Origin of the sequence: Sphingobium jiangsuense (assembly GCF_014196495.1) — a bacterium.
Classification (GTDB): Bacteria; Pseudomonadota; Alphaproteobacteria; order Sphingomonadales; family Sphingomonadaceae; genus Sphingobium; species Sphingobium jiangsuense.
Genome location: NZ_JACIDT010000045.1, coordinates 1 through 6,754 on the forward strand (window position 1 = coordinate 1; position 6,754 = coordinate 6,754).

General features: G+C 59.8%; 12 protein-coding genes and 2 pseudogenes. 3 read left to right on the plus strand and 11 right to left on the minus strand.

The features are described 5' to 3' along the window. Window positions 1–69 precede the first annotated feature (69 nt). The 11 genes and pseudogenes from GGR43_RS23000 to GGR43_RS23050 form a co-directional block, all read right to left on the minus strand. Window positions 70–429, minus strand: a complete 360-nt coding sequence (locus GGR43_RS23000) for a hypothetical protein (protein WP_188074039.1) — start codon at window positions 427–429, stop codon at window positions 70–72. After that, window positions 416–586 (minus strand): hypothetical protein, encoded by a 171-nt coding sequence (locus GGR43_RS23005; RefSeq protein ID WP_188074040.1) that lies wholly within the window; start codon window positions 584–586, stop codon window positions 416–418. The genes GGR43_RS23000 and GGR43_RS23005 overlap by 14 nt, the downstream gene beginning before the upstream one ends. Before the next feature lie 158 nt (window positions 587–744). Next, on the minus strand, window positions 745–1,143 hold the full coding sequence (locus tag GGR43_RS23010; protein WP_188074041.1) for a recombination protein NinB: 399 nt from the start codon (window positions 1,141–1,143) through the stop codon (window positions 745–747). Continuing rightward, window positions 1,136–1,474 (minus strand): DUF968 domain-containing protein, encoded by a 339-nt coding sequence (locus GGR43_RS23015; protein ID WP_188074042.1) that lies wholly within the window; start codon window positions 1,472–1,474, stop codon window positions 1,136–1,138. The genes GGR43_RS23010 and GGR43_RS23015 overlap by 8 nt, the downstream gene beginning before the upstream one ends. Before the next feature lie 65 nt (window positions 1,475–1,539). Next, window positions 1,540–1,911 (minus strand): annotated as a pseudogene (gene ssb, locus GGR43_RS23020) (single-stranded DNA-binding protein); the annotation flags it as partial. Further along, window positions 1,908–2,834 (minus strand): hypothetical protein, encoded by a 927-nt coding sequence (locus tag GGR43_RS23025; protein ID WP_188074044.1) that lies wholly within the window; start codon window positions 2,832–2,834, stop codon window positions 1,908–1,910. The pseudogene ssb and the gene GGR43_RS23025, both read right to left, overlap by 4 nt. Window positions 2,835–2,848: 14 nt before the next feature. Continuing rightward, a complete protein-coding gene (locus tag GGR43_RS23030; RefSeq protein WP_188074045.1) occupies window positions 2,849–3,565 on the minus strand; it encodes an ERF family protein in 717 nt (238 codons plus the stop codon). Window positions 3,566–3,698: 133 nt separating this feature from the next. Beyond that, window positions 3,699–3,995 carry a hypothetical protein gene (locus GGR43_RS23035; protein WP_188074046.1) on the minus strand — a complete coding sequence of 99 codons (297 nt, stop codon included), beginning with the start codon at window positions 3,993–3,995 and terminating at the stop codon, window positions 3,699–3,701. After that, window positions 3,995–4,123 (minus strand): hypothetical protein, encoded by a 129-nt coding sequence (locus GGR43_RS23840; protein WP_281392574.1) that lies wholly within the window; start codon window positions 4,121–4,123, stop codon window positions 3,995–3,997. The genes GGR43_RS23035 and GGR43_RS23840 overlap by 1 nt, the downstream gene beginning before the upstream one ends. Further along, on the minus strand, window positions 4,116–4,970 hold the full coding sequence (locus GGR43_RS23045; RefSeq protein WP_223177587.1) for a DUF7666 domain-containing protein: 855 nt from the start codon (window positions 4,968–4,970) through the stop codon (window positions 4,116–4,118). Before GGR43_RS23045 ends, GGR43_RS23840 begins: the two co-directional genes overlap by 8 nt. Continuing rightward, complete coding sequence (locus GGR43_RS23050; protein ID WP_188074048.1) at window positions 4,967–5,245, minus strand: hypothetical protein; 279 nt, start codon at window positions 5,243–5,245, stop codon at window positions 4,967–4,969. Before GGR43_RS23050 ends, GGR43_RS23045 begins: the two co-directional genes overlap by 4 nt. Before the next feature lie 199 nt (window positions 5,246–5,444). On the opposite strand from GGR43_RS23050, the gene GGR43_RS23055 reads away from it, so the two are divergent. The 3 genes and pseudogenes from GGR43_RS23055 to GGR43_RS23065 form a co-directional block, all read left to right on the plus strand. Continuing rightward, the gene (locus GGR43_RS23055; RefSeq protein WP_188074049.1) at window positions 5,445–5,861 is read left to right on the plus strand and encodes a hypothetical protein; all 417 of its coding nucleotides are present in this window, start codon (window positions 5,445–5,447) and stop codon (window positions 5,859–5,861) included. Window positions 5,862–6,157: 296 nt separating this feature from the next. After that, window positions 6,158–6,613, plus strand: a complete 456-nt coding sequence (locus GGR43_RS23060; protein ID WP_188074050.1) for a Panacea domain-containing protein — start codon at window positions 6,158–6,160, stop codon at window positions 6,611–6,613. 47 nt (window positions 6,614–6,660) lie between these two features. Next, window positions 6,661–6,754, plus strand: a pseudogene (locus tag GGR43_RS23065) (IS1595 family transposase); the annotation flags it as partial.

Sequence of the window (6,754 nt, forward strand, 5' to 3'; positions counted from 1 at the left end):
GCGGAAGCCATGGCGGCTAGAATTTTCTGAATGCGGTCAACCGTCTCGGATACGCTCTTAACGATCATCTCACCCCTCCTCGCTCGCGGGTGGGGTGGGCTGGGGCGCGGAGGCGAGGAAGGCGCGGGCTTTCTCTTTCTCATCGCCATGTTTGATATCAAGCAAAGCCGCGATTATTTCGTTCGCCTCATCCAGCTTGGCCCGAAGCTGGTCGCGCTCCTTCACCACACGACTTAGGCTGCGCGCCCAAGTAACCCGCACCTTTGCAATCTCCGCATCCTTCTCGCGGCAGGCGGCTTCGATGGAGGCGAGGCGGTGGCGGGCGAAGTGCTCGCAACCAGTATCTAGATCGTCGTAATGCTCGTCATGCATTAATGCTTCGTATGCATCGCGATCAGCCTGCGTCACCTCATTGTCAGCGTCGTGCATGGTCGATCCTTTCGTGGCGCAGGCGCTCGGCTTCGTCGCGCGTCTCTGCGGTAAACAGCGGCTCTCCCAGCTTGATCCGGGTCGTGCCGTCGATGGTGTAGGTTCCGTCCGCGTCGATCTCGACGGCAGGGGCGTGGAGGCTATGCACGGCGAACATGCAGTACCTCTCCCTCTCTCTCGCGCTTGATCTGGATCACCCGCGCCACGAGAACCGGGTTCCACCGCAGGAAGTAGCGGCCATAGGGGCGTTCGATGATTGTCATCTGAAACTCAGCCGCCGTTTATTGGACTGACGCGGCGCTCCTTGAGGAAACTCTATGCGGCCCGATCAATCTCGTCGTGCAGGGGAATCCCCTTCTCCGCCGCGAAGGCAAAGATGCACTCGATCAGATCGGAAAACTCGACCTTCGTCAGCCGGGAAGATTTGAAACCTACCGGCACAACCGAGGCGCCATCCAGTGTGGGGATGAACGAACAGGGAAAGCCAGCAGCCGCCATGAACACGCATTTCCAAATTTCCGGCGCGTGCTGTCTCCCGTCTGGCTTTGCCCGGCTGATCTGGCTGAGCAAGCTCCACAGGAGCGCATTCTGGTCGTTCGTCCGCTTAGCCGCCTTGACGTTCAAGATGGCTCCATGAGGCGCCTTCTCGATCAGGCTATGGGCCAGCCTGCGATGATAGTCGCTGTTCAGGATGATCGTATGCCCGTTAGACATTGCGCTTCGCCTCCATGATCTCGTGACGCTTGGGAGACTGGCGACAGAACTCTTCCGCCAGTTCCTTCATGTTGATCCGGTTGTTGCGTTCGAAGGTGGTTTCTCCGACCTGATGCTGACGGGCATGACAGTCGCGGCACAGGCTGATCGTCCAATAGTCGTGCGGCTTCTGGCCCATTCCCGCGCCAGTCCCGGTGCGGACATGGGCGACCTCAATCGCAACCGTCGAACCGCAAGCGCAGCAAGCGTGCGAGCGCACGAACGAGCAATGAGCCTGAGAACGCCAGCGACCGGAACGCTTCGGGGGCTTGGGAATGCGACGCGGCAACATCAGAACGGGACCTCATCATTGAGATCATCATCGCCCCAGCCATCATCATATCCGCGCTTCTTTTCGCCGCGCTGGTCATTGCTCTGCGCGCCGTCCAGCATGGTCAGCACCGCGCCGGGGCCTTGCAGCACGACTTCGGTTGAGTACCGATCATTGCCGTCGCGATCCTGCCATTTGCGGGTTTGCAGCTTACCCTCGACATAGACCTTCGAGCCTTTGCGCAGGAAACGTTCCGCGACGCGCGCCAGCCCCTCGGAAAATATCGCGACGCTGTGCCATTCCGCTCTCTGCTTGCGCTCTCCGGTCTGCTTGTCCTTCCAGCTTTCATTAGTGGCGAGGCGGAAATTGCAGACCTTTCCGCCGTTTTGGAAGCTGCGCACCTCCGGGTCCGCGCCGAGCGATCCGACGAGAATGACCTTGTTTACCGAACCGCTCATGCGACCCTCTTTTCTTCGACAACATTGAAGCCGGGAATGGAGCGGACGCCCGCCTTCACATCCTCATCGGCAAGCATTTGGATGAACGCGATCACACGCTGGGGCTGGGTCCGCGCATAATGGGAAAGTGCCTTGCCGCCCTCGCCTTCGATGCGCTCAGCGCGCCAGAATGAACGCAGGCCGATGGCGCGATAATCTCCACGCGCCTGCGGCTTTTCCTTCTCGATCTGGCGAAGCTCGCGAGCGGCCACATCGGCGGCGGCGATCAGTTCTTCGGCGGCTTCGATCTCATCCAGGTCATCGGATACCTGCGCGGCCTGATGAGCCGCCCGCGCCTCTTCGGCAGCCTTCTCGACCGCGATACGGGCAGCTTCTTCCTTGGCACGCTTCTCGTCATCCAGTTTCTTGAGCCAAGCCGCAATCTGATTTTTCAGCGCCAGTTCGGCCTTGCTGACGAGGCCCGGCGTCTTGTTTTTCAGGGGCGCTATATATGCATTATAGCGGTCCTGAATTTCCTTCACCGCCTCATCGAGCGGGGCCTTCTCGGTGGTACGAGCGCTATCGGCAAGCTTCACCGCGTCCTGTAAATCGCGCAGCAGCTTTCCAGCCGCATCTGCCTGCGCCTGATCGCTGATCGTGACGCCGGTGATACCCCGCACCTGTTCCAGCAGATCATCCATGTGGACCTTGAGCGCATCCCAGCGCATATATGCCTTCACTTCTTCAGGCGGGTTATTGTCGCCCGCGACAGCGCGGGGGTTCGCCTCTTCCTCGGCTTCCAGTTCAGCGCACCGCTTGGCCAGCGCTTCGATCTCTTCCTTGCGCTCCGGGGCCTCCCGGCGCAGTTTCGCCAAAGCATTACTGGCATAGCGAAATGGCATGGTGTCAATCTCGACGGCGCCCTTGCTCGATAGATATTTCATCGTGATTTACCCTTTCAAAAAGGAACGTCATCGGCATCGATGTCAGCCAGTTCGTTGCGCTTCGCGGTTTTCTCTGCCTCCTGCTTCTCGCGCAGCTTTTCCTTGAGCCGATCAACCGCCCGACCGAATTTCGCGCTGGGCAGAAACTTCACGGCCCTGATCTTGTAAGCCTCGCAGAAGGCTTTCACATCCACCCCAGCCTGCTCGATGAGCGTCTGGATATGCGCAAGCTGCGCTTCATCGAGCATGTCGGGATCGTGACGCGGCCCGTTTCCTCGCCGATCCTGAGGCGCGACATCGTGCGTCGTGGCATCGGCGTCATTGTCGCCCTCGGTCGGAATGGCGAAGGCCATGAAAGCTGCGTATTTGTATGCAGCCGACATTGCCTTGTTCGTGGCCTTGTCACCGCGATCCATGGCTTCGCCATAGGTTCGGACAGTGTGTTTGCTGCCATCCGCTGATGCCACGAAATCGAACTCAGCCGTCACGGTGACGTAAAACATCGGATCGCCCTTCTTGCTGACCCGCTCCTGACAATCGCGCTCGATAATGCGCGGTAGGACGCAAAGACCATGCTTGGCGAGCAAAGGCGAAAGCGCATTGTATACGGCGTCGATCCCGCGAAATTTGTAGCGGTCGAACGTGTTCTCGCTGTCCTTGCTGATGCCGCTCTGTGCAAGTTCACCCTGCACCGCCGCGATGGCAGCATAGATTTTCGGAGCCTCGCTCATTCTACGTCCCCTCTGAATTTTCTTGCCATGCGCCGAATGATGATCTCCCGATCCCGCGCATTGCGGACCCACTGGTCCGGGCGAAGATCGGGTTGCAGCGCCTTCTCGCGCAGGATGGCGGATTCAGGAGGGGTCATAGCTCGCCCCGTGCTTTGGCGAGTGCAGCGCGTGCGCGCTCAACATTCGCGTCGAAGTCGAGCATCACCGTGTGCGTGCCGTCGATGTCATTTATGAACCACGACAACGCCTCGTAAAGTTCCGGCGCGGCGGCGATCAGGTTGGCGTTGCCGCGCGCCCTGGCGGGGTCGTTCCGCCCTCCCGTCAGTAAAGACGGATGCGTTGCGGCTACCTCCAATAGCCCGTCGCTCGTCTGAATGTCGCAATTAGCGTTGGGGTCAACTCGCCACGGTCCCGGCGTAAAATCAGACATCACCCTTCTCCCAGCGCCAGAAACAGCGCGATAAAACCCATGAAAATCGGTGCGGATGCCACCGCTGCGAGCGCCTGACCAAGCGTCAGGGCGAAGTCGGGGCGGCGATAAATGGGACGGTTAAACATCAGCCGGAACCAGCTTGCCATCGCGGCAGACGTACCAGACGCCGACATCGATACCGTCGCGGCCCGTCACGCCGCAGGCAACGGACAGCAGATCGTAGTTTTCGTCACGCTCTACGCAAAACAGCGGGCAGCCTTCGGTTTCGCCCATGATGCGACCTGCATAGCCATTGGTCATCGCTGCCGAGCCATTGGCGGCCTTTGCCGCGCCATAGTTGCCGGTCGCGCTGGCCGCGCCTCGGTCGCCGGTCGCGCTGGCCGCGCCATAGTCGCCGGTCGCGCTGGCCGCGCCTCGGTCGCCGGTCGCGCTGGCCGCGCCATAGTCGCCGGTCGCGCTGGCCGCGCCTCGGTAGCCCGTCGCGCTGGCCGCGCCATAGTTGCCGGTCGCGCTGGCCGCGCCTCGGTAGCCCGTCGCGCTGGCCGCGCCATAGTCGCCGGTCGCGCTGGCCGCGCCTTGGTAGCCCGTCGCGCTGGCCGCGCCATAGTCGCCCGTCGCGTGGTTCTCATCGCTTTTGATGGCCCGCTCCCAGACCCACTCCCATGCGCGCTTCACAAGGTCGCCGACACCAATCTCGACATTCACCGTCAGGATGGTGCTGGCAGCCTTGTCGCTTTCGGCTCGGCAGATACTACCAGCCTGCCCCACCTCGAAAAATCGCGACCCGGCGGGCGGGTAGAAGCTGAAAACGGTGAGCGGATGCAGATCGGTCGGGCAGGCGTGGAAGCCGTTTTTGCAGCACTTTGCCTCGCCCTCTGCGGCATAGGTCTGACCAAGGGCGAACTGGTAGCCGCGACAGGTCATGTCGGCGTTCATACCTTTGATCGATACGATGGCGGTCTCTTCACTCACGCAGCTTCTCCCAGAATATCGGCCCTCAGATGCGCGCCATTGCGGCGGCAGGCGGCAATCTCGTCGGAACGGTCGGTGGCGCCGGTGATCTCGTCAGCCAGATCGCGAACCGCCTCGATCTCGGTCAGCACATAGAAAGCATCGAGCATCTCGACATACTGTCCGCACTCGGACCAGTTGCGGGCATCGTGCGTCACGGCGGCCTTGAAATTCGCCAGCGCGGTTTCCATCGCGGCGATCTCGGAAAGCAGGCGGGATTGGAGGGTCTCGGTCATCGGAACCTCGTTGGTTGATGACCTAGGGATAACGTACGTACGTACGACCGTCAAGAGATAAATGTACGTTTGTACGTTTTTATTTCCCCCTCCCGAATCGCCGTGCTATCCCCCGCCTATGCCCAGACCATCAGGACTCCCCTTTCCGCCCGCGTTCGGGCAGACTTGCCGCATTCTGGAATCAGTGGGGCGGCAGATTATGGATTTTGGGTTCGGCGGACTTGTCGAGAAATTCGAGGAGCATCTTGGAGAGATACCCACCAGAATAATTCTCATAGCGATCGGCGGCGCTACCATCGTCGCCTGCGTCAACATTATGCTGACGCAGGCTGTTATTCCGCTCTACAATTGGGCTATCACGCTATTCGCGGATGCTTCATCCGGCGCACTAAAATCGGTTCTGAATTCATTGGGCTCGTTTATCGGGGGCACCATGGGCATAGTCGGCGCATTTTATGTCATGCGGCCTTGGATTCGGAGGCGATACGCAGAATTAGAAGGCGGTGCGCAACAGCATCTGGCCGAGATGCGAGAGGCTCATGAGAGGATAATTAAGCAGATCGACGCTGCGAAGGCAGAGTTCATTAAAGAGGCTTCTGAAAACGAAGATGGATGAGCTGGATTCCATCTAAGCCCGGCGCATGCTATCGGGAGGGTGACGCGGCGGCCGGGAAGAACCGGCAGCGATGAGCCTTATGGCGAAGTTTCGGGGATCATGGGCGATGGCCCGTTCGGAACCGATGCCGGTATCAAACCCGGCCCGCGTCAAAGGGTGGTCAGCCGTGGAGACTGCGGGAAAATACCACGGGTAGCTACAGGCGCGACCGGCGCCACACACTGGAACACCGATCTCCGCTTTCCTAAATTGGAAAGAACTGATACGCGCAACCGAGGTATTAGCAGGAGGTGAGCATGAGCGCATTGGCCGCAGCCGCCACGCTGGCCGAAATCAGCGGCTGGTCGCTAACGAATTTGCAACTTCAGAAGTTGCTGTATCTCGCGCAGATGTTTCACATTGGAGCGCACGGCTCCCCTATATTTTCCGAGGATTTTGAGGCTTGGAAATTGGGTCCCGTTCAGCCCGCCGTCTATCGAAAGGCAAAGATGTTTGGCGGGCGCCCGATTGAAACACTTTTCACGCCCGAACGCATCGTCTCTGGATCTGGCCGCGATTGCATCGAACAGACATATCGTGACTTAGGTGGGCTTCCCGCCTCGAAACTCGTGAGCATGACCCACTGGAGCAAGGGAGCTTGGGCCAAGAATTATGACGGACACGATGCCGGATCAACCATCCCAAAGTCCGACATGCTCGCCGAATACAACGAGCGAGTCCGCCTCATCAGAGAGCGAAATCAGGCCCGGTGATTTCGCGGCGGCTGGTGATTTCGTCGGGATCTACCGGGCGATGATCGACCGCTTGGCGCATGTGCCACATGATCCGCGAATATATGGGGCAGGTTGACGGTGACGATCCGGTGGGAGGATTCGGCAAGATCGTGGAAGTCG

Bases quoted from the DNA above. Each gene is read 5' to 3' on its own strand.
- GGR43_RS23000 (WP_188074039.1), bottom strand. From the start codon at position 429: ATGCACGACGCTGACAATGAGGTGACGCAGGCTGATCGCGATGCATAC.
- GGR43_RS23005 (WP_188074040.1), bottom strand. From the start codon at position 586: ATGTTCGCCGTGCATAGCCTCCACGCCCCTGCCGTCGAGATCGACGCG.
- GGR43_RS23010 (WP_188074041.1), bottom strand. From the start codon at position 1,143: ATGTCTAACGGGCATACGATCATCCTGAACAGCGACTATCATCGCAGG.
- GGR43_RS23015 (WP_188074042.1), bottom strand. From the start codon at position 1,474: ATGTTGCCGCGTCGCATTCCCAAGCCCCCGAAGCGTTCCGGTCGCTGG.
- GGR43_RS23025 (WP_188074044.1), bottom strand. From the start codon at position 2,834: ATGAAATATCTATCGAGCAAGGGCGCCGTCGAGATTGACACCATGCCA.
- GGR43_RS23030 (WP_188074045.1), bottom strand. From the start codon at position 3,565: ATGAGCGAGGCTCCGAAAATCTATGCTGCCATCGCGGCGGTGCAGGGT.
- GGR43_RS23035 (WP_188074046.1), bottom strand. From the start codon at position 3,995: ATGTCTGATTTTACGCCGGGACCGTGGCGAGTTGACCCCAACGCTAAT.
- GGR43_RS23840 (WP_281392574.1), bottom strand. From the start codon at position 4,123: ATGTTTAACCGTCCCATTTATCGCCGCCCCGACTTCGCCCTGACGCTT.
- GGR43_RS23050 (WP_188074048.1), bottom strand. From the start codon at position 5,245: ATGACCGAGACCCTCCAATCCCGCCTGCTTTCCGAGATCGCCGCGATG.
- GGR43_RS23055 (WP_188074049.1), top strand. From the start codon at position 5,445: ATGGATTTTGGGTTCGGCGGACTTGTCGAGAAATTCGAGGAGCATCTT.
- GGR43_RS23060 (WP_188074050.1), top strand. From the start codon at position 6,158: ATGAGCGCATTGGCCGCAGCCGCCACGCTGGCCGAAATCAGCGGCTGG.